This window comes from Rossellomorea arthrocnemi, from assembly GCF_904424705.1.
Classification (GTDB): domain Bacteria; phylum Bacillota; class Bacilli; order Bacillales; family Bacillaceae_B; genus Rossellomorea; species Rossellomorea arthrocnemi.
In genome coordinates, this window is the sequence record NZ_CAJGBF010000011.1 from 23,979 (window position 1) to 48,929 (window position 24,951).

Genomic DNA, 24,951 nt, shown 5'->3' on the forward strand with positions numbered 1-24,951 from the left:
AGAAGGATGAGTGAGTACCGAGTAGAGATTTTCTACTCTATTTTTTTTAAAAAAACAAGGGAGAGTGTTTTGACATGGAAGAAAAAACAAATTGTAGTGATCCACAAGAATTAATGAAGAAATTAAAAGAACCATTTGCACAGGAAGACATTGAATGGAGAGTTAGTCATTTAACTAAGAAGGACGGTAAACCTACCGCTATGGTCGTTGCCTACCTTCAGAACAGAGCAATTCAAAACCGTTTAGATGAAGTCTTTAGCCCATTTGGATGGGAAAATGAATACCGAGAAATTCATAAAGGAATTATCTGTGGTATCTCCATTTTCTTTAATGGTCAAAAGATCCCAAAATGGGATGGCTCTGATTTAACCAGTATTGAAGCAACTAAAGGTGGACTATCTGCTTCAATGAAACGGGCTGCAGTCCAGTGGGGAATCGGAAGGTACTTATATGATTTAGATGGTCAATGGGCCACGGTTAACCCTAACAGAAAAACATCTAATGATGTTTATGTGAATTCAAAAATGAAAGTCGGAAATAAGGACGAATGGGTAAAAGGGTATTTCACTCCCCCGCCACTTCCTGCATTTGCGACGCCTGATGGATATAGAAACAATCAGGGTCATAAGAATCCACATCGAGGTAAAAGTGAACAACAACCTGAAAATAAGCGTCCTCAAACAAATATGAATCAATCAAATAGCAATCCTTCAGGCTTTAATAGAAAGGAAGCTATCCGAGATATTAATAAGCATGAGCGAGTAATTGGACTTGATCAAGCAGATAAGAAAATTCGTTTTGGTTTGTTCAAGAAATCAAATCCAGGTACTCAAACAACCAATTTCCAAGATGCTAGTGAAAAAGAGCTTGAAAATTATTACTATTCCTTACAACCTGTAAGTAACATAGTTTTAGTAGCTCAGAATAACGATATATCTTTACGGCATTTACTGGATATTTCACAAATTGTGATTAAAGAAGAAGTTAATGAGTTATTCAACCTATTCTTTAAATTGGATAATGTATCTGTACAAGAAATAATCTCAATGATTAAAGCGGATGCTCAGCATTCTAGAAACCAACAAACAGCCTAAAGACAGAGAGTAAGCATGAAAAAGGGTTAATGCCCATTCATGCTTTTTTTATTAATAAAAGACCTTGGGAGGAATTATAAATGAATTTTGAAGTGAACAAAGATGTCATTGTTGAAGGATTTAAAAAGGTGTCAAAGGTGCTTAGTAATAACACCTCTATTCCCATTTTAGGAGGAATCTTGCTTGAAGCCAGCATGGAAGAACTTTGCTTAACAGCTTCTAACAGCAGCGAAACCATCCGACATTGTATTCCTGTAGATGGAGCGGACCTAAATGTGCTAGGAACCGGAAAAACGGTTATTCCAAAATCAGTTGTAGATATTGTCAAGAAGTGTAATAAAGAGATCCACTTTACCCTAGAAGGTTATTCATTAAATCTTATTAGTGGTAAAAAGGACTTTAACTTTAATTGTCTGGACCCGGAAGAATATCCAAAACTACCTATGTATAAATTGGACCGGCCGACTTTCACACTCAAAGGCAATGAATTTCACGATATGATTAGAAAAACCGCTTACGCTGCCAGCACTTCAGAAACTCGCCCTATTCTGCAAGGTGTATGCTTTGAATTGCAAGATGGCAATTGTCGAATGGTATGTACAGATTCTCACCGATTAGCGAGAGTCAACCAAAAATCGGCCTCTGAAAAAGATGCGTTGAAAGTCGTTGTTCCCGCTAAATCTTTTGATAATGCAACAAAGGTATTTGATTTATCCCAGGATGTAGACGTTTTTATTGAGAATCAAAACCATATTCTCTTTAGAAATCATGGAACCATGTTCTTGTCCCGCTTGTTAGATGGATCTTATCCAGATACAAGTAGGTTGATTCCTGAAAGTCACAAATCTGTTATGACAATCAATAGAGCAGAGTTATTTGATAGCATTGATTCTCTTAAGGAGATTGCAAGTGCTTCTGATAGCAATAATAGTAGTGGTGTTGTAAAGCTTCATGTGAATGGAGTAGCGACATTCACCACTGCAAGTAATCAAAGAGGTAAGGGTAAAATTGTTCTCCCATATGATCATTTAGATGGGGATGATGATTTCACCATAAGTTTCAGTTGTAAGTATGCTCTGGATGCGCTGAAGACATTAGATAGTGATCTCGTTGAAATGAAGTTCCAAGGAGATATGCGTCCATTTCTCATTTGTCCTGTTGGAGAACATGAGGCATTAGAAGAACTGCAATTGATCTTACCTGTACGTACTTATTAAAAAATCTTGAGAGGAGAAGAGGCACTATTTAAGTGTTCTCTTCTTTTATTTAAAAGGAGCGTTTTTTTTTGAAATTTAATGGGGATCGCTTTTTAAAAAACCTTAAAAAGTATGAAATTAATGAAAATAATAAAAGCGAATCAAGTAACGGAATGGCCAGGGTGTTAGAACATATGTGGATGCACTCCCATCCTTCTGACATTAACTTTGAAAGTTTCGACCTAATAGACATAGACTTAGCGATTGATGAGTTAGAGTCATTACCCTTGACATGGGATGAGGGTGGAGAACATTTTTTATGTGATCCCTCAAATGGATTAATGATAATTGACCAGCTTACTGACATAGCTTATGGGTTTGCTAAAACCAAAAATAAAATATTTCACCTAGAGGAAGATGATTTATTCCTTTAGTAAATAGGAGGAATTTGAATATGGAAATGGATTGTTATGATTTTGACTCTTATCGAATCAGTCTCGATAACTTACGCATGCTCAAATTATTTCATGATGAGGGTGTGGATGTTTCATCATTTCGCTCGTTTATGAGTCATGTTCATCATGGGTGCACTGAAACCTACGATATATTTAGCAAAGGAATTCAGATGCTTTTTGACTGCATATTTTATGACTATGATGACATACACCGAGATGACTTTCCTTATCCTGAATTAAAGGATAAATGTTCCGAAAACATAGTAATTATTAAAGAACAATGCTTCCAAATTTTGATGGGGAGCGCACTTGCTAAAGATTTAGAGGAAAAAATAAAAAATGTAGAATTTATCCATTCAGAGGCTACACTCACACTTCTGGATGATCACTATTTGTTACTGGACATGACTTTCATGGGGATGGAACTAAGTGAAGTGATAGAAGCCCTAGTGAAGTTAAAAGAGGAATCAGAAGATTTAATTAACAAATTAAAGGAGTATGAAAATGATACTAAATGTGAAGCTGGATACTCAAAATCTGCATAGTTTTAATGATTTAGTTGAGATAAGGGAGACCGATAATAATCGATCACAGGACTATAAAATGTCCCTCAGCAACTTCATACAACTGTTATCTTCAGCTGGTGAAGCAGACAAAACAGAGAGCCCTTTTTTACCCAAAAATTGTATAAAATATGTGCAATCAGTGATGGGCTTTCGTGTGTATTGTAGTATTCCTAAGTCACAATGGATGATCAACTATAATGGAAACCACTTTAAGGTCGGTTTTCCCAAGATGGTTTTTGAATATGAAATCTTTAATAACCAGCAGATTGCTAAGGAACAAAAAAAATATAGAGTTAAACTATCTCGAATAGTAGCGATTGAAAACAAAGGAACAATCACCGGCGATACACCTGTTTATAAGTTCCCTTATTCCCATGTGGATAAGCTTCAAGGATCCGTTTGTATGGGGGGAAATCAATTAAGGGATATAGATTGTTTAACAGAGTTAGAGACTTTTCATTCCTATTTTCTACTTTCTCCCTTTTCGGAAGATTATGGAGCAAAGGTGAACCCAACTACACCGTTGGCAGTGCTTTTTTCAGATACATTCAATGAAAAGGACTTTAACGATAGCTATCTTGTTCCAGCAGAAAGAACCCTTAATGAGTTTTTTTTATTAGGAAAATATTAAAAAATTAAGCGAGTAAATTACTAAACCATTAAACTATTGGAGGATTTAATAATGACAAATCAAACAGATATCTTTAGCATGTTCGGAATTGAAGATGAGTACGCAGAAGAGAAGAAACGCCAGGAAGAAGCACGAAAGAAACAAATGGAAGAAGCTGCAAAGCGAGCAGAAGAACGGAAAAAAGCGGGAGCTACTTCTACTTCTGGAACTGCTTCTTCTATAACGAAAAAGGAAGAGACTTTTGATTTAAATATGGATACATTCATTTGTCATTTGGGGCAAGAAATTCCAATTACTGATTACTTCTCTACAGAAGAAATCGAAAATGGACTTCCTAGTAAAAAGAAAGGTGAAGAGGAAGTAACATACAAAAAAATTGAAGGCAATGAAGTTAGGAAACGTTTAGAAAAGACCTTTCCTGATCTAGTGGCGGCTTATACAGAAATGGTTTATATCAAGAATAAGAACATGATTATGGCCGTGCCCAAGGCGAAAAGAAAAGGATTATTCCAAGAGGTCAAAGAGTCTTTGGACTCCTTGGCCCCTTCTTTCAATCCTATTCCTTTTTCTATATTAAGTGATTTCATTTGCCTATCTAAGGAATATTCTAATCAATTTGGTGTAGAACTTTATGGGGATGTATATTACGACTTAACTCAACAGGAGTTCTTTATGGATATTCCTCATCAACTTGCAACGCCGCTTACTGTAGAGCGAATTGAGGACGCATATGTCACAGCAATGAAGTTGCAAGATAAAAAGTTTATTAAAGTTATGGAAATCCATTCCCATCATAAAATGTTGGCCAAACCCTCTCGATTAGATAATGAGAGCGAACGTCAAGAGAATATTCTTTATGTAATTATAGGAAGAGTTGATAATTTCTTTCCTGATATTACAGTAAGAATTTTTAATAAAAAAGCGGATAAGCATTTTGATATCAATCCTTACAAGGTATTTGAATCCCCTTTCTATTTAATGAATAAGGATTATGATACGTCGAATGTAGAGGTATATGAACAATGATTAACTTATTAGAAAGTGAACATACTCATAGTAATAAAAAGAAATTATTCCCAATTATTGTACAGTGTGGAGTCGGGGGTACAGGTTCGAATCTCTCTCAACAGTTAGCTCAAATGTTGACTATGTTTAAGCAAAATGCTTATTACTTATTGGCAGATCCGGACCATATTGAACAGAAAAACATCAATAACCAACTGTTCACTGCTTCTACAGTAGGGAAAAAGAAAGCAGAAGTGTTAGCGAAACGCTATGCTGCAGCGTATAACTTAAACATACATTCCTTTACCGAGGGGTTTGTCGAGGATACCAATACATTACTATCTCTTTACAATACTAATTATATTGATATTCCAGGAGACAACTATGACACTATGATTCTTCCTATTTTAATAGGCTGTGTAGATAATAATTATTCCCGGAGAGTCTTTCATGAGTTCTTCGAAAAATCTCCAACAATTTTATATATCGACGCAGGAAATGAATCTACCACTATCCCGGCGGACTTCTTGCAACGCCCAAAAGATAAATGGACTTATAGCGAAGTAGAAGCTTATAACGAATCTGGCTGGACTGGACAAGTTGTAGCGGGTTTGAAAATAAAAGGAAAAACAATATTAGAGCCTGTAGCTACTCGATTTCCTGACATCATGGAGGAAGATCCAGATGAAATAAAACCATCAGAGCTCTCCTGTCAAGAGCTAGTTGCCAGTGAGCCACAGAGGTTAGGGGTCAATAAAATGGCCGCAATGGGCATTAGTTTGTATTTATCAGAGTTGTTTGAATGCGGTACCCTCTCTAACAGTATGACAGTTTTTCATGCTAAGCGTGGGTACATGCAATCAGAAAAGATTAAATTCAAGGAGGATGAGATGGATGTATAATCCATTCAAGATTAAAAATAAGTATTTGAAGATCCGTAAAGACCTTAGACGAATCAATAAGCTTATTCAAAAAGCCTCAAGTGATTTAGATATAGCATATATTGAAGAGCTAATGGAGGAGAAACATAGACTTATTGAAAGTATATAGAAACTGTAAAAAAGGAACCAACTCATTTTTGAGTTAGGTTCCTTTTTTATTATAACTTTTCTTAATAACTTTTCTTAAAGACTAAGTAAATAGAAATCTTTAACAACCGCAAGCTGTATTTGTATATCTTCCTTTTTTACATCATTACGAGCAGCTAATAAGATGGAAATTTTTTCGACCATGCTTTCTCTCTCAATTTCACTAATGCTCTCATGTATTTGAATGTTGAGTAAGTATCTTAATTTGTCAGAATCAAGGAAGCTTAATATAACCACTTCCCCTATTTTATCGCTATTGGTATGTGTGGACCAAAACTGAAATACCCAGGATTCAAATGTATCAGACTTACCAGTTGCAACCATTTGAATCTGAGGATTCAAAACAATAAGATCACCTGCATCCCCCAGTAACATTTCTTGAGGTTCTACATCAAGTTTGATATTCCGCTTAGCTCTTTCATCCAGTAAGGCTTGGAATGCCCCCAAACTAGCTAAGTCATAAATAGTCTGGTCAATCAAGTCATATACGTCCTCAAATCGCTTTATAAGCCACATTGTAAACTTCTGAGTGTTATCAGTCTTAAGCACATCTTTAAGGGCATCTCCAAGGGCCTGACGTAATAACATAGGGGCATCTTGTCGTATATAACCATCGGGGCGATTAAAAAACTCAGTAGGTAATTCTGTCCCCTCATCATGAATAATTTCAAGCATCAAGTAATAGCCTTGAAATATTTGACTTTTTGACATTTGATAAAGAGCGTCATTAAATTCTTTTAAATCTTCTTCTGTTTTAAAAAAACGATGAAACTTTAAACTATAAAACCCTAAAGTCTCCATAAATTCTTCTAAAAAAGTAGAATCGTTTTCGAAATGCGCCCTCAATTTATCTGAAGCATATTGAGTAAGATCTTTTTCTGTTAAACTTTCCATTAATGAATTCCTCCTTGTTCATCAAACGGGGGTGCTGGACTGTCATCTTGAAATTTCCATCCATCCTGTTCTTTTACAATTGTAGTAATGTTATAAAGTGGTTTGCCTTCAGAGGTCATCATTCTTCTGTAGAAGTATCCCTCTATTTTACTCTGCTCTATTTTCACTTCGGTTACCGTGTAATCATCTTTTAAAGCGGGATTGTTTGTTGTAAGCAACCCTTGAATATTCTCAAAGTAGAGGATCCCTTCTTCCTTGTTGGGTAAGTATTGATCTTTAAAAAAAGAAGAAGCGTGTACATCTAAAAAAGAATAATACTCGGAGGCTGTCATCTTACCAGTAGAAAAGCTAAAGAGAACTTTAGCAAGCTTATTAGCAAACTCATTTGGATCATCATACTTAGGTTTTTTTACAATTTTTGGATCAATTACTGTAACATTATCTTTTTCAATAGAATCCACCACTTCTTCTACTGGTTTTTCCATCTCTTTATAAAGCTCTTTTTCTTCCTGGTCTTCCTTAGAGATTTTATTTTCAATTTTTTCCAATCTGTGAGAATTTTTTTCATCCGTTTCTTTTGAGTCTTGGAGGACCTTATTGTTACAAGCAGAAAGCCATAAAGATGATGCTGCAATGGCTAAAATTATAGATTTACGATATTTCATGAAGTCTGCCTCCGATGATAGACATTTTATCAATGCTTTCAGATAATACTTTGCTTTCTTTAGAAGTCAAAAAATGTGCAATTTCAGTACACTCAATTAAACCTAACCTTTGAATAGCGTCCAAAAATAATTGGGAAGTATCATAAATTTTTATTGAATCCCTTGCTGCAACCAGAGGAATACCTAAGCGAGACTCTAATCCATACGCCACAGTTGGTAAATATTTTTTATCGAATGAAGTATAAAAAGTTAACGATTCAAGTTTTCTTTTTCCGAATAAGATTAAACTAATAATTATAGATTCATAAGTAACCATTTTATCGTAATAGATCTTATGTGGACCGTCATACCATTTTGAATAACAGTCAAATACAATAGGATGTTCCTTTATCATAAATTGTTGCTTATTCATATCTATCTCAACAGCTTGTTCTAAGTTGTTTTCTACGATGAAGTTCTTAATAAACGAGGCTTTTGAACGATCAAAACAGAACACTATTCGCGATTTACCCGAATGGAGGAAAATATCTCCTTCACCTAGAAAACATGCAACTACAAGATTTCTTAAAGCTTTGTGTACTTTTCGATTATTAGCATTAGCAAACACCATTTCCCCTCCTTTTACACAAAAAAAACCCATAAAATTTCACACAAAGAAAAAGACACAAGGGTCTTTTGTGGAAATTTTATGGGTTTATCCCATTATTTTCTTATATAATTTGTTTGCTGTTTTTCATTATACTATTCACTCTCAAATCTTTCAATGGACTCTTTTAAAAGTGCAGCTGCGCTTGCTTGTTCAATGCCCAAATCAGAAGCTAATTCTTCAACACTATAGTTATTAACTTTTTTATTATAATAAACATAGGACATTCTAATATTATCTAGTTTAAACGATTTTGGTAATTTAAAATCATCCCTGATGTATCCAATATAAAGATATAATGAATCATATTCTATTGGAGCAAATTCCCCGGTGTTATGCCTCTTGGTTGTAAATACATATTCTCCAGGATCAAACTGACTATTAATGTAAAAAGACATGAAAATATTGGCCTCTTGTCCTTTAAGCCGAATAGATCTCCTCTTAGTGTTTATAATGACCTCTTCACCGTATTCAATAACGTCGTCCTTTTTAAAATGGTACTCAGAAAATCGACAGCCCTTCATAGCAAGTATGAAAATACATTTCAATATTAATGGATATTGGCTATCTTTTAAAATTTTTGGTGATATATCCAGTAAAGTTGAAAAGGTGAATTCTTTAGTACCTACCGACTCAACTTTATAATATTTTATTTTAACCACAGGATCGATTCCTACTTTATTATTCTCCCACATATAATGAAAAAAAGTTCGAAGCGTTGAAAGATATTTATTAACTGTATTAGCCGAAATACCTTTATCCAATTTTTCATCTAAAAACCCTTTTATATCACTGGGCTTAACATTCACTGGATCTACAATAGAGGTTTTATATTTAAACTTTAAATGTTCGAATAGCATCTCCACGGCATTAGTGTACTGATGAAGAGTTATTGGTTTAAACTTTTTATTTTTAATTAAGTATTGTTCATAGTCGTAGGTGAAGGAATTTTTGAAGCTCATTTATCTCACCTCTGGAATATAGTTCCTTATATTATAGCATAATCCTTGATATGAGTAGCATTGTAGCATTTACAATATTTCTGCTATTAGAGATAGCATCTTCTATGGTAAATAATCCAACTAAAGATAAATATACAAATACTATTAAAATGTTCAAGGAAAAATAAAAAATATCAAAGAGAAATAAGCTAAGTTCATAAACAGTTGGCGAACCCAGTTGTGGCTTTGGTTTGCATCAATTCCTAACATAATATCTATTCAATAATTAAGATATTCACATGATAAATATTCTACAACTAACAAATTCACAAGAAGACATTTAAACTTATCACAAATCCACAAGGAAACATTTAAACATTATTTCAAATCAGAGGACTACATTCGAACAAAATATAAGGGTAAATGAAAAGGGCCCACTCAAATCGAGTAGCCCCTTTCATTTTTCTGGTATCAAGAGTATATAAAGATTGGTGAAATGCCCTAATATTGTTCTAAATAGAAATGAAGAGAAATGTGAATAACCCTGCGATTTTGAATTTTTCGCAAGGCTGAATACGATATTCTATTTATGCAGCTAACGGCTTTAAGAAATCATCTATTAATCCTTTTTCAGTTAGCTGTTTGAATTTAATATTATAAAGTAGTTCTTCTGGGACATTGGTATAAACCCAATAGTTAAGTCCCCCTCTAAATACTTTTCTGAAATAGGCCCCTAGCACTCTGATTGTAGGTCTACCTTCTTCTAACCATAATTTTTCCAGGTAATGCAAAGTATAGCTCACATAATCTTTGCTAGCTTTTAGGTATTCAAAATTAAATTCCTTTTCTTGAGGAATTTTTTTGAAGTTCTCCAAAATTTCAAATCTAAATGCAGTAACCATGTTTCGGAGATCTAATCCTTTAAAAGCGATGCTGTGTCGCGATAAGAAGTATTCAAATTCTTTACTCATAGTGGCCAAAATTGGATGGATATCTTTATTCGCAGTATTCTCCACAAAACAATTCTTATTTAAAGCAAACGAAACCTTTTCAATCCAGAGCTGCATACCACGCATGTGTTTGTTTATGTATGTAATATCTAGGATGGGTGAAAGAAGATTTAATGCTGAGCGAACTCCTTTAGCTTTTTTATTTAATTCACTTTTTAAAGTCTTAATATTACGATCAAATGTTTTTGAAGTATTCGTAATTTTCCCTTGCCTTAAACCAGCCCTGAATTGATTCAATAAAGAGAACAAGAGCTCAATGGTTTTTGAGTTGGAAGTACGAACTAACTCAGCGAGGACATTTGTCTCCAATAGATAATTAGGGATTGTAAGATAATTAAGATCGAAGCTGCCATCTTTCACCCTATTTGATTCCGGGTTATTTAATTTTTCAATGTTAGGAAAGTGTAGTACCTCTACACCACCCATGATTTTTTCAGAGAAAAAAACATACTTTCGTAAAAATTGATAACCGTAATATAAAGAGGAATAAGGAATATTGAGGTTTTTTGCCCAAAATGACAATTTATAATCTTTCAGTATCCCTCGTTTACTGCTTTCTGTTTGCAGTTGCTTCATCATTGTCAAATACACTACATATGCACTTGCAGGGGGTTGTATTCCTTCGTTTTTCAAAAATCTAAATGCATCTAATTCTTCCTGGTGCATTGGAAAGCCATCTATTTTATATGTAATTGCACTATTTTCTTTACTTTTGAGATCCTGTTTTTTTACCATAGCTCTTGTCTACCCTCCTTAAAACCGGAAGGATTTCTTTGAGTAGGTTTTTACTCAAGGAAATCTCTCCAATCTTAAGAAAACCCGTCACCAAGGCGAAGTGTAATTCGTCAAAAGCTAATCTGCAAGCAATTTTCTCAAAAAAAGCACACAAAAAAGCGAGAATTTTACACCTCCAGCAGCTGAACAAAGTAAGTAGCAAATGAAAATAACAACTCATTTTTCTTTGCATAAATAAACCCTATGCTTTATAAGGGATATTTCTCTTTGATCAATTTGTTCTACTGGTCTATAAAATCTCGCCCACACACTTTTTATTTTTATCTATTTATCTCTATTTATATAATGTTTTAAGTGTTAAAAACTGTTGAATCTACTCATTTTAGGTGTTACAATATACATATCAAATTAATGTTTTTTGCCTGTGTGGGCGAGATCTTAGGAGACTTGTTTTCCTAAGATTTTTTTTTTGGTTTCTCCTTTATTTTTATTTTTTGTTAAGTTTATCCACTAAAAAAGTGTATAAAAAATACGCTGTTATCCAGTGATCAATTTTCACTATGAATCTACCTACCCTAAATGGATAGACCTCTCCCGTTAAAAACGGTAAAGGATCGACTCATTCTGAAAAGTCATCCTAGATAACCCTTTTACTTTTACCCACCTCAATGTTAGCACAGTGAATTTAATTTCTGCAATACCTATTTTAAAATTTCTGTCGTTTTACGTAAGTAGTGAGATTCCTCCTCCAGGATCAATGTGGTTAAAACTTTGATATATTGTCGAATAAAATTTATTAACCTTTTAGTTGCAAGCATTTCTGGCCTATGCTATATTAGAGTTAACTTAATAAATGAACTTTAAAGCGCTGGTTATGCCTGTTGCTTTTACCCAAAAAGAGAGACCCTTTACAATTTAGTAAAGGGTCTTTCTTTTTGGGTTATTCTTTAGTTTTATCCGATTTATCGCAAATTACTCAGGGATTATCGATAAAAAAGTAGCTCCCAGGGATAGCTGGGAGCTGAAGAGATACTTTAATGATTTGATGGATGATGGATGCGATGATTAAACAAATTGCTTAAGAATTGTAATTGTGATTGCGTTAAGGACTAAAATTACTCCTAGATAAATAGCAGCTTTATCCAGAACATTTTTAGTGCTGTCTTTTAAGTTTGAAAACATTGCAATCACCTCTTAAATTAGTATGGGTTTATTATATAACATGTAATAATACTTATGCAAGTTATTTTATTCTTCTTTATCTCCATCACCTTCTATGAATAACGAACTTCGTACAAATGTATCTTCAGTGTCTAATCTCGATAATAAAGGCTGTGTCTTTTCATCTAATTCCGCAAGTAATTTCTGGTGCTTGCTAATTTGATTATCTGAAGTAGCAAAAAGTGTTTCTTTTTCACGTTCCAATTTATCTCGTCGATCTTTCAGGTTATCATATATCTTCTCTAAATTTTCCGGTGCAGATACTTGGATCTCAGATGCAGCTGTTTCATCTACATATTCGTCCTCAATTGTAGGTCCAAAGAACAAAAACTTCTTTCTTTTTAATTGAACTTTTTTAATTTCTTTTTGTAAAAATGATGGAGTATTATTCAGTCCCTCGTTTAGTTCCCTTGATAACTCCAGGATCTCAATTTTTTCTACTGTGTCTTCCATGTCCTTAGTCCAATCTTCTTTTATCCTCTTAGCATCTTTAATAACTTGAAGATACTCGGCCTTCTTTTCTTTATATTGATTGAGAAGAAACATAGTCTTTAAATTTTCCATGTCATTCAGAAGACTTTCATAGCCATTCCCTGCCTCTGTAAAGACAGACGGCGCCGCATTAGGATTAATAGTCCTTTTATTAGAAATTGGCTCTCTTTCCATATAGGATTCATGTTTCATTCCTACTTCAAGAGCAATGTCCATAGGAGTCTTTTTCCCTTTATCTACTAACAGAAAGATCATATTAAACTTAAATAAGTTGCTGTAATCGAATCGGTGTTGGTTACCTACTTTTCCAACATCTAAATACTCATTTAAATCATGTCTTTTTAAGTAATTCCTAAACATCCAGTCTTTCCCTTCTGGTAGGCCCAAAATAGAACAAGCTTCCTTAGTAGAATAAGAACCTTCTAGATGTATATTTTCAAAGTAGTCTGTATGTAGTAGATCTTCTGTAAACCCCATTCGATCGATCATTTTGAGTAATGGATCTTCAGAAAACTTTTCTAAGATAAATTCTTGCATACTCACACACTTTCACCACCTTCAACATAAATTAATATCTTTATATTACCCTCCAAAACTGTTAGATTCAACAGTTTTATACCCACAAAACCTCGATATTAAGCCGATTATCGCAAATGACCGCAAAAAATCACCGACGAACAACAAATGATAACTTTTGATAATCAACGATAACTTTATGTCTATTCGGTATCTATCAATAATATACGATTATCGCAGATAATTTATCACTTATCTAGGTTTACCGGAGTTAATTCTTTGATTACCGCTCGCGATCAAATGCGATAATAGTGTTGACCGGGGTTTATTTTGAGGGGTTTTAATGGTGTTTGGTGTAAACACCGTATTCTTCATAGGGGTTGAATTTAACTATTGGGGGCGAAGAGAATGCAATGAATATTTATGGGGGATTAAGAAGTATCTAATTAAGAGATTACTTGAACAAAAGAAAAAGAACTCCGTATGGAGTTCCTTGATTAAAAATCGTCCTTCAAGTCAGCCAAGTCAACTTTCTTTGCCGGTTTATCTGAACCGAATTCATCTTCAAATGAAAACTCATCCATTGATTTACTAGTTTCTTCATTATCTACAGTGAAGAAATCATTAAATTCATCAAGACCTAAAGAAAGGGCGTCAGCTTTCTGTTTTTCTTCAATTTCTTTTTCAATTTGTTCCCACTGTTTTAATTCTTCTCTTAATTGTTGAATTCTTGTAGGGGGAGTAGAAAGGACTGAAAGTCCATAAACAGTTATAGATTCTAATTTATTTACATTTGCAATAGCGTGATTCACCTTTGATTGTAAGAAGTCTGCTGAAATCGTATATATACTATCTGCAATTCTAGGATCAATGTTATTTCTTGATGGATATAGTACAGCTACTGCACCAGCTAGAGCACGTGTATCTTCTTTATAATCATAGTTGGCCAAAACTTCATTATCTTTAAATAGAGATTCAATAACTCCCTCGAGTTTATTTTCTTCCTTTAGGCCATTTACTTTTGATATTGATGACCATCCAGGAGTAGAATATGTACTTAGAAGTTCTGTTTTATCCAGGACGGAACGACCATTTAATAAGGGTATTGTTGAAACTTCAACGATCGAAGAAGTTACTACCATATTAGAATAAGACTTAGCATCAATTTGTGTCTTGTTTTTTGTTTCAAGTGCTTTTTCGTCATAATAATTTCGGATTTTTTCATTATCTATAACTAGAACGTTTCCTATCTTCTTTTCATTAATTAAATTTTGAAGTACAGATACTCCTGCTAAAGCATTCCTTCTAAAAGAAGTTCCTTTTTCATCGCTTGATGGTAAAGAGCAAATAACTCCTAATGTGACTTTCCCATCTGGAAGAGACGCTACCTTCTTACGTACTTGCGACAAATAACTTAAAGCTACTTTTAATGCACCGTTCCCAGTACCTCCACCCAAACTTACTGATAACCAAACGAATTCAGCCTCTGTAATTTCTGGTTTTCTTGCTAAATCCATGTAGATATCTTTGTTTTCTACAGCAATATTAAAGCCTAATTGAGCATTCTTGTCTGTACCTTCTAAATTGGGATGTTTCTCACTCTTTGTTACAATGCGTCGATCTGCAGGAATTAAATCTCTATGTTCTTCCATATCAGATTTTGAAGAATTCACTAAGAATGTATCCATACCAAATCTTGATAATTCAGCAGCAATACGCCCACCGCCTTGACCTAATCCAATTACGGCTTGTTTAGGGAAACGGGATCTTTCTCTTTGGACCTCTTCAGAGTCTAAAAGCTGTTTGTTAAGAATAAGTGGTAAAGCACCTAATTTCAATTCATTAATTGCTTTCATTAATTACTCACCCCATCTATATTTTGTTTATTTCTCTTTTCCTCTATAAGTAGCGCTATTAATTGCTTTCCTCGTTCAGTTAAATAATAAGGAGTTGACGTTCCATTTAACTTTCTTTCGATAAAGCCTTGTGCCTCAAGCATAAGAAATGAATTATCATATCTTTTCCTTGATTTGCTATAATCCTCAATTCTGGTTTTAACTAATCCCAGATTATTATTTTTGGCTTCATTAACTACTAATCTGAAGATGTCGATTGTGAAATCATCCAGCTTTTTTCTGAGAAAAAGCAAAGTCTTGTCGTCGTACTCAATGGTATCTAAGTCTAATATTCTGCCTTTATACTTTACCATCTTCTCTTCCTTCTCCAATTTTATCCCCCCTCTGCAGGAGTATGCGTCCCTTAAAGGAACTATATAATGTACCTTTAAGGAACATTATAAAACAATGAACCTACTATGACAAGAAAAACTATCCAATAATTCCATTAGATTTAACTACATCATGAGTTAGATTTTCCTTTGTGGTCCTCAATTGTGGTCCGCAAACAAACCCTTTATTAATAAGAGTTTAAGAGAATATATCTTATTGAACTCCTATACGAACCTCAATTGTGTACCTTAATTGCGGACCGCAATTAAGAAGCAGAAATGAATTGGGATTTTTAAATTCATATTTACAAATTCCACTTTTGCAAATAAATTTCAGACTCGAAATTTTAAATATTAGTATTTAACTTAAGAATGGTGAATTGATAATAGCTGCATGTAACCTGATCACAACCTATACTCGTAAATTAGTTGTTCTAAAAGAAACCGTTGATTATTTTTGATTATCGCTGTTTTTTGCTATAACTGAGCTACCGCGGATTACCGGTGGAAGTCCAGTAGTGTAAATCCAATAATTATTGGACTACCAATCGGTACAGTTGTATAAATCTAATTCATACAATATGTATAAATTGCTTTAGGTTTACCGCATATTATCGTAGTGAAAACATTCGAAATTCCCCACAAAGAAACACATTCAAAGAAACACGTCCAAAGAAACATATAAAGGGTGTTTCTTTGAGTATGTTTCTGCCAGAAACATACTTTAGTAGAGTTGAACCATTGATACATAGAGGATGGATTTTCTGAGAGAAGCGAGGCTTTTATCCTGTTGGTAGATTCATTTTAGGGCATTTTTTCAGCTGAAAGAGCTCCACAAACCGAGTTTAATTTTCTACTCTATGAAATTAACCCAATCAATAAATAATTTGATAATCCTGGTAACATCTATTCTGTATTTTCATGTATTAAAATGTTGAATTTATAATATATGTTAAATTCTTGATTGAATGTGCTATAATGACAGTGTTAAAAAATTACATAACCAAATGGGAAGAACCCAAGATGAAATAAGAGAGGCTTTTTGCAAATGTCTCTTTTTTCTTCTTGGGTTTTTTTGCTTTGGAAGGAGTGAATTATGTTGAGTCATGCTCTAATAGATGACGATAGAAAAGGAGTCATATTGAAAGATAAGGAGACCAACTTGCTGCACTTGGTTTACAAGCACCGGCTATTAACTACAAAACAAATATGTATGTTGGTTGGAGCTACCAAGGGTTCATCACTTTATCATTCTCTAACTAGAAGGCTAAGGAAATTTGTTAAGTATAATTTGTTAGTAAGGCATGAGTATGATCTAGGGGTCAAGGGTGTACGATTTTATTACTATCGTCTGGGACCGAAAGGGTACTCAGTGTTAGTCAATATAGGATTAATACCATATTCTGAGTCTGGGGATTTAGAGATTTTAAGAAAGGTCTCCTACATCAGGAATTTAGATCATTACCTTGGGACGCAAGAAGTTGTAATTAATACATTATGTAGCACTGATAGAACTTCCATTGAATCCTATCATCCCCAAGAACATTTACTTTTTTCAGATGAATTTTCTGAAACAGCTCTTGTGATCCCTGATTGGATATTGAAAGATGAGAATACTTTTGTATATCTGGAATTGGATACTGGTACTGAAGGATTACCTGTTATAAAGGATAAGGTTGAAAGGTACAGAGGTTGGGCTAACATGAATCCGGAGCAACAACACTTTGTTGTATTTGTTTCACTAGATGATTCCTTTCAATCGAAAAAGAAGTATGGGGACAAAGTTAGAAGGATTGGAAATATGAAGAGGAGTTCAATGAATATTTTTAATGAGGACCCAGAGTTGGAGAATTTAGAAATTTTCTTCTTACCTTTAAGAACTGCGTCAACATCTATTAACAAGATGCTGTCTAATACTGTCCCATTCAACAAGGAAGAACGTGTTCTTGAGGTAGAGGTGGGAATGCGCCTTTTCTCAGAATTAAATAGTGACTTTCCTTATCATTTGTCCGAAATACCGTTAGATGAGGTTTATTTTGAAAACACAAACGAGCGTCACATAGTAGAGAAAGTATATCAGGTACAGAATGAATCCGGCACGCTAATTGAAACCATCGGAATGATCCATTTACATGAAGGTCACTTACTTTCTTTGGAGAGGCTAGACGCATCATACCATTTAATAAATGAGCAAAAAATGAAAAGAAGAATCGACCGCTTGATTGCAGTTTATGAAAATCAAGAAGAACTGGAGTCTGATGTTTTAGGAGAAGAATATTCAAACTTGCTACTAGGGGATAACAGTTCATGGGAAGAAAACTTATTTACATTACCTGTCTTTTATAAACAGGTGTCTCCATATAGGTTGGAGGTGACTACATATGAGTAGCACAAAACTGAACTGGAAAAAGAAGTTACCTGTGATCATATCGACTATATTATTTGTTCACACCTTGTACCAATTAATAAGAGGAGTAACTAACGAGATTTTCCTGTTCCGATCTTATATGACTGAGAAATTACATTACTTATGGATTTTTGGAGATCCGCTTCATCCGAGTATTTGGTCTATGTTGTTACTTTCACCAGTTATGATAATCGGATGGCTATTCTCGACCAGAGTTAGATATTATCAATCATTTAAATGGAGGCTAGTTCAATTCTTCACCTTAGTTGGAGCAATATTATCAATGTTCTTATTGAATGTAACGGCATCGATTTATAACAATGTAGTGCCATACTTCTTACAACGATCAGAAATGATAACTGTATCTTCAGATGCTTTAAGAGATGTAATGATTGGGAATACTGAAGCATTCTTGCTGCTGGTAATGTCACTACCCTTAATCATGTTGGGGTTGTTGTCGCTATATTTAGGTGGATTATTTAATCAAAATAGAAGTGAAATTGTGGAAGCTTTTAAGGAGTACGAAGTGACCTCAAGGTTCTTTCAAAAACTTACTAAGTCCGAAAGGGATACTGGACTGCCAGATGTTATTTTAGGTCCGGATTCTGATACAAAAGAAATGGTAACCATTCCAGGTGGAGACCGTAGTCTGAACACAATGATCGTCGGATCGATTGGAACCGGTAAAACCGCTGCTGTAGCAACACCCCTTATTAATCAAGATTTAGACCACTTCACAAAATATATTAATGATTTTCCATCTGTCTCTAAAAGAGATGATTACGAGCAAATTAAAGGCAACTATTTAAATGGATTAGTAGTTATCGAACCGTCCAATGATCTATGTAAAGATGTTTATAAATTATGCTTGGCCCACGGGATTCCTGAAGAAGCCATTTATTATGTAGATCCGTCTAATGAAAACACTCCATCTATAAACCCGCTCCAGGGTCCAGTTGATAAAGTAGCGGAATCTATGACAATGGTGGTTGAAGGCTTGGGAGAAAATGATAATTTCTTCTTTGCCCAAGCACAACGCGCTCACTTCAAACAATATATATACTTACTTAAATTACATTCTGAAGAGGAGGAGCCAACGTTAGCAGAGCTCTATGAAATGTACAATGATGTGCAACTTGTTCATAAAATGCACTTGAAATTGAAAGGTCGAATAGAAAAGTATGCTCCATTAGCTAAAACAGAAGATGAGAAGAACTTCTGGGACGTTGTAAAAGATACCGATCGTTGGTTTGACGCTAATGTAATTCCTGTAAGGGACAGAAATAACGAAGTAAGCAAGATTACATCGGGCAAATACCGAGGGGAAATTGAGTACTTTGATAAAAAAGGAGAATTCATCGAAGGATTAAGAAATATCCTTTCTGATATATCATCAAATGTATTGCTTAGAAGGGTGTTATTCAAGAAATCTTCATTTGATTTTGATGCCCATTTAGAAGCAGGAGGAATTTTATTGGTTAATACTGAAAAGGGGAGCCTAATGGAATTATCAATCGTATTAGGGAAGATGGTCCTATTATCAGTTCAGAATGCTGTTTTTAGAAGACAACCTAAGATATCGCCTTACCACTCTATATACGCAGATGAATTTCCTGAGTACATTTATAAACCTTTCAGAAACTTCCCTGCTCAATCACGTAAATATAAAGCAAATATTCACGTAATCGCTCAAACAATTGCGCAGCTCGCTGATGACTATGGTGAATACTTCATGCATACACTTTTAACCACTTTCCGTAATAAAGTTGTCTATGCTGATGTTAGTGAATTTGACGCAAAGACATTTAGCTTTTTGTTTCATGAGAAGAATAATTATGTTGAGAGTACATCTGAACAATCAGTATCACCGTTGCAAGATTCACCTGTGTCGAGACAAGGTAGCTCTTATCAGCAAGAAAAGGAATCTATACTAACACCAGGAGATATTCTTTCTCTGAAAGCTTTTGAAGCGGCCGCTAAAATAGTCGTGAACAACGAATCCAAACCGGCAAGGAAAATTAAAGCAAACTTTGTACCAAGAGAGGAATTTGTTGAAGCTAAGAACCAGGTTAACCCTGAAGCAGCGGCATACTGGTTAGAAGAGCGTGAAAGATTATTGAAGAAAGCGAAACACGGGATTGACTCTGAAACAAATATAGAGAGTGTTAGTGAACAGGAAATCAGGATCCAAAAGGAAGTGGAAGAGTCCAAAATCGAGGCAAAAGTCTTGTCACAAACGTTAAATCATAAACATATCGAGCAACCTAATAGCAAACTACAATACGGTTCCACACCGAAGCCGAGAATAAGGCGGGCATCCGCAAATACAAATCATAGTGATATCTTAGATTCAGATAAGACGGATATAGTGGGCGAACATCGTAATGAAATCTCCAACCAAACTCAGAAGCAAATAGCCGCTGCCGTTACTTCGCAAATAGAAACTGAGCCAGTGCGATCAGAATCAGATATTTTGAGTGAAGTTACTACGTTTAAGGAGCCAGATAACTCCGTTGAGGAGAATTTGGACAAAGAATGGGAGGATGGCTTAGATTATCTTCCAGAAAGCATTTCAAATAACAATCATGAGGTTGTTAAAGATTTAGTTTCGAAACCAAAAGTAGAAGTGAGTGTCCCAACAATTAAAGAGGAAAATCTGTTTGATAGCTTAGCCGAGAGCATGGATGAGGATGAATAACATTTCTATTAATGTAAAAATAATGTGCTATTGCAGAAATATGGAAGATAGTATACAATCTACTTGTAACTTTCTACCTAGCATAATTTCAATTTAATATATGAAATGGGACGAAACCCACACTATATAAAAGCGATGATACTGTCGTTTTAACTTTAGTGTGGGTTTCTTTTTTATGCATCTGGTAGGACGTTATCTAAAAGCAATTATTAAACAAAGAGAGATATTAAGAATAGTAGGAGGAATAAAAAATGGCACAAAGTACGATTTCATGGTCCCAAGAAGAATTAGAGCAACTCGCAAGAATTCACCGTCAGAGTGAGATTATTAAAGGGATGGTACAGTCAGTGGGATTTATGAATATCCCTGTTCAAGAAGGCGGTAAAACGGTAACGAAGGAAACGGAAGTGGCAATTTTTCGTTTAGAGGGTGGAGTCACTGCCTATTGCCCGGCTCCAGAATTCTCAGAAAGAACTTTCAAAACGTTAAATGGATTTGTGGGAACAGAACAGAATCTAATCATTACTAGGTTAGATCTAAAACACCAGCTGGCCCTGGTTTCTGTAAAGGAAGCAGATGCAAAGAAACGACAAGTGTTCTGGGATACCCTGAAATACTTGGAAAAGAAGGATGCTTTGGATGAACAAGTATTTGAGGGTGTCGTATTTGGAGTGAACCCTGAGAATGAACGTATTCATGTTCGAGTAGAAGGAACGGACTGCTTTATGCTGAAATATGATTGGGACTGGAATAGAGACATTGATGTTATGGCGACTGTTGAGCGTGGTACTCCCATTCAAGTAAAAGTCTTGAAATTTGATGAAGAGAGAAAAATGGTACGTATTTCTCGAAAAGACACAATGGAAGATCCTTTCAAAAAATTAGAAAACATGAAAGAAATGGAAGTAGTGGTTGGCAGGGTTGCAGATGTTGACTCAATCCATGGGATTTTTGTTCAAATTGAAGAAGGCGTAACATTAAAAGCTTCGAAACCGCGCTATTTGGAAGAACCGCTTGTAGGCGATATTGTATCATGTAAGATCCGCTCAATAGATGCTAAAAATCGTAAAGGGAAAGTTGTTATTGTTGATTATCCCCGCGGTAAGAAAAAACGTAAAGATTTAGGCTCATTCCTTTATCAATAAGGGATAGGTTATGACAATTACAAACTTAAATGATGTACCGGTACAAGAGGTGCCAGCAGAGGAAGTCTTTGATGAAAATCTTTATTATCTATCCAGGGAAGGGGATATACCTTTTTGGGATCACCCATTAATGTATGGTTACCCCAAACTTCCTAAACACTATTATCCTTATACGACGAAAGCGGAAGTGTTGCAAGCCTACAAACGAAGCAAGATAAAAGAACAAGATTTTATGATATTGAAAGTGTTAGGAGATGCAATAGCGGCTAATGAAGATCAACTCCGCCGATATCTCAGTTCCCAAATGAGTCGTTCAGAAGTCTCAAAACGATTAGATCTTTTAAGAAGAAATGGTTTCGTGGACCGTTGGCATTGTCGTCTAGAAAAAGATGAAACTGAAGAATTCCGACCTCCAGCTCCTTTTACTTTAGGAGTGGCGGGGTTCAAATTAATGAAGCATTTCTATAGTGCTTGCCCATTTATGAACCCGGATAGTTGGGATAAGACAAATGCAAAAGCTATTCAACGATATGTCGCGATGAATGAATTAAGGTGTGCTTTAGTTGAAAGTAAAACAATTAAAGGATGGCAGTGGAACGCGGTAATTGGGAATCATCGTAGATTCCGAACACCTATGGGAGTAGCAAACATTGAAACTCCAAAAGGTCAAATCAATTTTGTTATAGAGCGGCCACAAATGTCTCAGAACTTTATAGGTTATTTAAAGGAGACTTTAAAACAATGGACAAGTATATTCGATAACTATGGGACATTTCCTATTCAAAAAGCTCCTGAGAACAGTCCAGTAGTCGTTATTTATGCGTCAACTGTTTCATTAGCGGAACATATTCATAATAGCTTAATGTTGGATCAATACCCATTTCAAGTCTGGTTGTGTATTGAGGAATATATGGAGAAAGATGGACTTGAAAAGGCGTTTATGACACCCAAAGGAGAAACGCTCCAGAGAATTAAACTCCCTTTTCTTAAAAAAATAAGTGATTAAGGAAGAGCAGCCATTGGGCTGTTTTTTCTTTTGGTAATCATTAAGTCTGGAAAAAAATCCTATGGTAAAATTAAGGAGAAATAGGTGTTGATTGAAATAATATGTATAGAAGGGACAACATTATTATGAAATTTTGGGATTTCTATGAACTTGAAAGACTCGGAAAGAAAGATAAACAATTCTTGAAATATATCAATTTTATGATTGATGATGACTATTCAATTGGCGAAATATTGGAACTTATTAAGGTCTCAGGTATATGCTTTAATCCTTATTCTCCAAATAAACATACGCTATTTGATAAAGTAATAAAAACCCTTGAAGAACGATTTCCTAATGAAAGTAAAGAGATCCATGAATTTTCTACAGATGTAAGCACATTACGTAACCTTTTTCTTGATTTTTTTGAGGAAAGAGATTCAAGCAATCTTGCTATGATACCACCGCGAAGGCGACTATTGTCATTTGTTTTAGCTTTAGAAATATGGTTAGGTGGACAATATGAATATACGAGAGGTAGGTCATTATACGCAGTTAAAGAAGTATATCCATTTGTAGTCACCCTGGCGGATGGAGCAGGTGAGAAATTAATCCCTGTAGAGCAAGGTTTTGACCATGCAAGGTCTGTTTATGACAGTATAGCTGAAAATGCAAGTAGTGTTATGAGATACTTACAGCTTGAAAATGGCCCTCTAAATACTGCACAGACTCCTTCAATGAATCAGGTCCGACAAGCTAGGGACCACATACAGTTCTTTGATACGTTTTCATCACTAATGTCAATTGAACAAAAATGGAGGTTTTCTAATACCAAAGTATTTACTGAAGGCAATGAGTACAGTATCACACACGAAGATATAAAATTCTTAGAATCAGTAGAAGCAGCAAGGGTTCGCTTCCGTAGTCAGCGTAATAAATGGTATGCTGATTTCAAAAGGGCTGGGTTTACAGGGATAGTTAATCCTAACAGTAGTCTTTTAGCGCCGGAGGAATATCTCTGCGAAGAGGAAGCATTCTTCTCTATCGCTGTTACAGAGTTTTTGCATACCCATGATTTAAATATTCTTTGTTTAGATGTATCGCTTAGTGAGTGGGTCAGAGCATATACTTTGATTCAAATGTTGTCTCAAGAAGAGCTAGATAATCGCTTTAATGAAAGGAGAGTAAGGCCAATCTCTTTAGAAAATTGGACACTCACTTTTACTGCAGCTGATTTGAAAAAGCTATTTGTAGAACGAGGCATTTCAGAAGCAAGTAGCGAAATTATTATTGAAACCTTAACATTCAATGAAAAATCAAAAGACTTATTAGATTGTCCTATAGTTCAGAATGGGAAGGACCATCTGTTTATAATCCCTTCCATAGGTAATGCTATTGATCCAGCAATGAGCTTAATATCCCTTTTAAATAAGAATCAAGCCGATATATCCTTTAAAGGCCAAGGATTTGAAGATGATATACTACAAAAGTTCTCAGAACAAGGTATTCGGGCTTGTCGTTTAAAAAGGAATGATAATGGTGATACGTTTGAAAGTGACGTGATTTTCGAACTGGATGGGGACTTGTTTATAGCAGAACTGAAAGCTTTTGGACAACCATCATCTATAAGAGACTATTACAGTCTTATGTTGAAACTGTTAGGACCTCAACAAAAAATCAGCGCAGATGATAATAAAAGAAGTGCAGTTGAACAATTGAACCGATCGTCACATTATTATGAGACTAACATACAGATTGTAACCAAAGAATTAGGCTTGGAAGAAGGCTGGAAACCAAATAATGTATATAAAATTGTCTTAACTACCGCTATCCTAGGAGAACCGCTATTCAAAGAGAACACTTACTTGATTGATCACTCAGCATTTATCAGGTTCCTAGATAGGATTCCTCCTGCATTTGTTATTGGAAACAAGGGATATGCTGCAAGAATACCTGAATTCGAAGGGGAAATTACAACTGAGAAAATGTTAAAGGTATTGTCATATTCACCGCAATTACAATTAGTAGAGAAAAGGATTAGATCTAGAAATGTAATACTGAATATAAATAACAAGACTGTACATTATTCTTTCCTGGAGGATATGCTAGGCGATTTCATAAAAGCCGATAAAGAAGTCTTAAAGAAAATAGGACTTAAAGAGGAAGAGATTGAAGCCTTGAAACTGAACAATGCATAAGTAAAATCTCATAGAGTAAGAGGTTGAATTGGCCACTTACTTTATGAGGAAAATATTTCATTTTGTTCTTTAGTATTGTTGACTTCAACATAGGAGAATGATAGTATAAACATGTCAAAACACTCTTTCTAAAGTT

The 24,951-nt window shown here is 34.8% G+C and carries 20 protein-coding genes; 12 read left to right on the forward strand and 8 right to left on the reverse strand.

The window, feature by feature from the left end; all coding sequences use genetic code 11:
* Positions 1–74 precede the first annotated feature (74 nt).
* The 7 genes from BAA9072_RS14915 to BAA9072_RS14945 all read left to right on the forward strand — a co-directional run bounded on the left by BAA9072_RS14915 (position 75) and on the right by BAA9072_RS14945 (position 5,849).
* Positions 75–1,094 carry a Rad52/Rad22 family DNA repair protein gene (locus tag BAA9072_RS14915; protein ID WP_201715484.1) on the forward strand — a complete coding sequence of 340 codons (1,020 nt, stop codon included), beginning with the start codon at positions 75–77 and terminating at the stop codon, positions 1,092–1,094.
* A gap of 80 nt (positions 1,095–1,174) precedes the next feature.
* Positions 1,175–2,311: a DNA polymerase III subunit beta gene (dnaN, locus tag BAA9072_RS14920; RefSeq protein ID WP_201715485.1), complete on the forward strand. Its 1,137-nt coding sequence runs from the start codon at positions 1,175–1,177 to the stop codon at positions 2,309–2,311.
* 68 nt (positions 2,312–2,379) lie between these two features.
* Positions 2,380–2,724: a hypothetical protein gene (locus BAA9072_RS14925; protein WP_201715486.1), complete on the forward strand. Its 345-nt coding sequence runs from the start codon at positions 2,380–2,382 to the stop codon at positions 2,722–2,724.
* Positions 2,725–2,744: 20 nt separating this feature from the next.
* Positions 2,745–3,290, forward strand: a complete 546-nt coding sequence (locus BAA9072_RS14930; RefSeq protein ID WP_201715487.1) for a hypothetical protein — start codon at positions 2,745–2,747, stop codon at positions 3,288–3,290.
* The gene (locus BAA9072_RS14935) at positions 3,250–3,942 is read left to right on the forward strand and encodes a hypothetical protein (RefSeq protein ID WP_201715488.1); all 693 of its coding nucleotides are present in this window, start codon (positions 3,250–3,252) and stop codon (positions 3,940–3,942) included. The genes BAA9072_RS14930 and BAA9072_RS14935 overlap by 41 nt, the downstream gene beginning before the upstream one ends.
* A gap of 51 nt (positions 3,943–3,993) precedes the next feature.
* On the forward strand, positions 3,994–4,968 hold the full coding sequence (locus BAA9072_RS14940; protein WP_201715489.1) for a hypothetical protein: 975 nt from the start codon (positions 3,994–3,996) through the stop codon (positions 4,966–4,968).
* Positions 4,965–5,849, forward strand: a complete 885-nt coding sequence (locus BAA9072_RS14945; RefSeq protein WP_201715490.1) for a ThiF family adenylyltransferase — start codon at positions 4,965–4,967, stop codon at positions 5,847–5,849. Before BAA9072_RS14940 ends, BAA9072_RS14945 begins: the two co-directional genes overlap by 4 nt.
* Positions 5,850–6,071: 222 nt before the next feature.
* On the opposite strand, the gene BAA9072_RS14950 is transcribed toward BAA9072_RS14945, so the two are convergent.
* The 8 genes from BAA9072_RS14950 to BAA9072_RS14985 form a co-directional block, all read right to left on the reverse strand.
* A complete protein-coding gene (locus BAA9072_RS14950; RefSeq protein WP_201715491.1) occupies positions 6,072–6,929 on the reverse strand; it encodes a hypothetical protein in 858 nt (285 codons plus the stop codon).
* A complete protein-coding gene (locus tag BAA9072_RS14955; protein ID WP_201715492.1) occupies positions 6,929–7,594 on the reverse strand; it encodes a hypothetical protein in 666 nt (221 codons plus the stop codon). Before BAA9072_RS14955 ends, BAA9072_RS14950 begins: the two co-directional genes overlap by 1 nt.
* Positions 7,581–8,204 carry a hypothetical protein gene (locus BAA9072_RS14960; RefSeq protein ID WP_201715493.1) on the reverse strand — a complete coding sequence of 208 codons (624 nt, stop codon included), beginning with the start codon at positions 8,202–8,204 and terminating at the stop codon, positions 7,581–7,583. The genes BAA9072_RS14955 and BAA9072_RS14960 overlap by 14 nt, the downstream gene beginning before the upstream one ends.
* A gap of 131 nt (positions 8,205–8,335) precedes the next feature.
* The gene (locus tag BAA9072_RS14965; protein ID WP_201715494.1) at positions 8,336–9,202 is read right to left on the reverse strand and encodes a tyrosine-type recombinase/integrase; all 867 of its coding nucleotides are present in this window, start codon (positions 9,200–9,202) and stop codon (positions 8,336–8,338) included.
* A 566-nt stretch (positions 9,203–9,768) separates the two neighbouring features.
* On the reverse strand, positions 9,769–10,926 hold the full coding sequence (locus BAA9072_RS14970) for a hypothetical protein (protein WP_201715495.1): 1,158 nt from the start codon (positions 10,924–10,926) through the stop codon (positions 9,769–9,771).
* Between the two features lie 1,248 nt (positions 10,927–12,174).
* Positions 12,175–13,182, reverse strand: coding sequence for a hypothetical protein (locus tag BAA9072_RS14975; RefSeq protein ID WP_201715496.1), 1,008 nt, complete (start codon positions 13,180–13,182; stop codon positions 12,175–12,177).
* 470 nt (positions 13,183–13,652) lie between these two features.
* Positions 13,653–15,011, reverse strand: coding sequence for an FtsZ/tubulin family protein (locus BAA9072_RS14980; RefSeq protein WP_201715497.1), 1,359 nt, complete (start codon positions 15,009–15,011; stop codon positions 13,653–13,655).
* Complete coding sequence (locus tag BAA9072_RS14985; RefSeq protein WP_230980883.1) at positions 15,011–15,382, reverse strand: hypothetical protein; 372 nt, start codon at positions 15,380–15,382, stop codon at positions 15,011–15,013. The genes BAA9072_RS14980 and BAA9072_RS14985 overlap by 1 nt, the downstream gene beginning before the upstream one ends.
* A gap of 1,096 nt (positions 15,383–16,478) precedes the next feature.
* Between BAA9072_RS14985 and BAA9072_RS14990 the strand changes: the two genes are divergently transcribed.
* From BAA9072_RS14990 to BAA9072_RS15010, 5 genes are all read left to right on the forward strand, one after another.
* Positions 16,479–17,771, forward strand: coding sequence for a replication-relaxation family protein (locus BAA9072_RS14990; protein WP_201715498.1), 1,293 nt, complete (start codon positions 16,479–16,481; stop codon positions 17,769–17,771).
* The gene (locus BAA9072_RS14995) at positions 17,764–20,487 is read left to right on the forward strand and encodes a type IV secretory system conjugative DNA transfer family protein (RefSeq protein ID WP_201715499.1); all 2,724 of its coding nucleotides are present in this window, start codon (positions 17,764–17,766) and stop codon (positions 20,485–20,487) included. Before BAA9072_RS14990 ends, BAA9072_RS14995 begins: the two co-directional genes overlap by 8 nt.
* Before the next feature lie 251 nt (positions 20,488–20,738).
* Entirely contained in the window at positions 20,739–21,632 is an 894-nt protein-coding gene (locus tag BAA9072_RS15000; RefSeq protein WP_201715500.1) for a S1 RNA-binding domain-containing protein, read from the forward strand.
* 10 nt (positions 21,633–21,642) lie between these two features.
* Positions 21,643–22,638, forward strand: a complete 996-nt coding sequence (locus BAA9072_RS15005) for a hypothetical protein (protein ID WP_230980884.1) — start codon at positions 21,643–21,645, stop codon at positions 22,636–22,638.
* A gap of 125 nt (positions 22,639–22,763) precedes the next feature.
* Positions 22,764–24,815 carry a hypothetical protein gene (locus tag BAA9072_RS15010; RefSeq protein WP_201715501.1) on the forward strand — a complete coding sequence of 684 codons (2,052 nt, stop codon included), beginning with the start codon at positions 22,764–22,766 and terminating at the stop codon, positions 24,813–24,815.
* Positions 24,816–24,951: the final 136 nt, after the last annotated feature.